At 59.8% G+C, this 970-nt stretch carries 2 protein-coding genes; both read left to right on the forward strand.

The window, feature by feature from the left end; genetic code table 11:
* On the forward strand, nucleotides 1-618 hold a 618-nt coding region (gene kduI / locus AC1DE4_RS31775; protein WP_477884756.1), incomplete at its 5' end, for a 5-dehydro-4-deoxy-D-glucuronate isomerase.
* Between the two features lie 11 nt (nucleotides 619-629).
* Entirely contained in the window at nucleotides 630-968 is a 339-nt protein-coding gene (locus AC1DE4_RS31780) for a cupin domain-containing protein (protein ID WP_477884757.1), read from the forward strand.
* Nucleotides 969-970 lie beyond the last annotated feature (2 nt).

Consider the following 970-nt stretch of genomic DNA (forward strand, 5'->3'; position numbering starts at 1 on the left):
CTGGCCCGGCGCGAGCTGATCGCTGTCAATATTGGTGGTGCCGGCATCGTCGTCGTCGATGGCGAAGAGTTTCAGGCCGGTACCCGCGACATGGTCTATGCCGGCATGGGGGCTTCGGTGACATTCCGGTCCGTATCGGCCGAACAACCTGCAAAATTCTACCTGCTCAGCGCCCCCGCGCATGTTCGTCACCCCGCAAAGCATATCGGCATTTCAGATGCCAAGCGCGTCGATCTCGGCTCTCAGGCAACGAGCAACGAGCGTTCGATCTTTCAGTTCATCCACCCGGACGGCGCCAGGACCTGCCAGCTCGTCGTCGGCATGACGACGCTTGCTGAAGGCTCTGTCTGGAACACCATGCCCTGCCACGTCCATGACCGGCGGATGGAGGCCTATCTCTATTTCGATCTGCCGGAAAAGGCCCGCGTCGTGCATCTGATGGGAGAGCCGAACGAAACGCGCCACCTGATCGTCAAGAACGAGGAGGCGATCCTGTCGCCGGGTTGGTCCATCCATTCCGGTGTCGGCACATCAAGCTACACATTCATCTGGGCCATGGCCGGTGACAATGTCGACTATACCGACGTCGACCTTGTCGCCATCGAAGATCTTAGGTGAGGAGGGGGAATATGGCAGCGAGTGATCTTTTCGTGCCGGCCAAGGATGCCGAGTGGACCAGTCCGGAACCGGGCGTGASSCGTCGCATCATGGCCYACCTGCCTGAGATGATGATGGTCGAGGTSGTTTTYGAGAAGGACGCCGTCGGTGCGCTTCATTCCCATCMCCACATCCAGGCAAGCTATGTRGCTGAGGGCAGTTTCGAGGTGACGATCGACGGCAGGACGGAAAYCCTGCACCAGGGAGGCAGCTTCATCGTTCCCCCCGATCTGGTGCATGGGGTCAAGGCTCTCGAGAAGGGCCGCCTGATCGATACGTTTACGCCACATCGCGCCGAGTTTCTGAAGTGAGC

It is taken from the genome of Rhizobium sp. 10N414, from assembly GCF_056394785.1.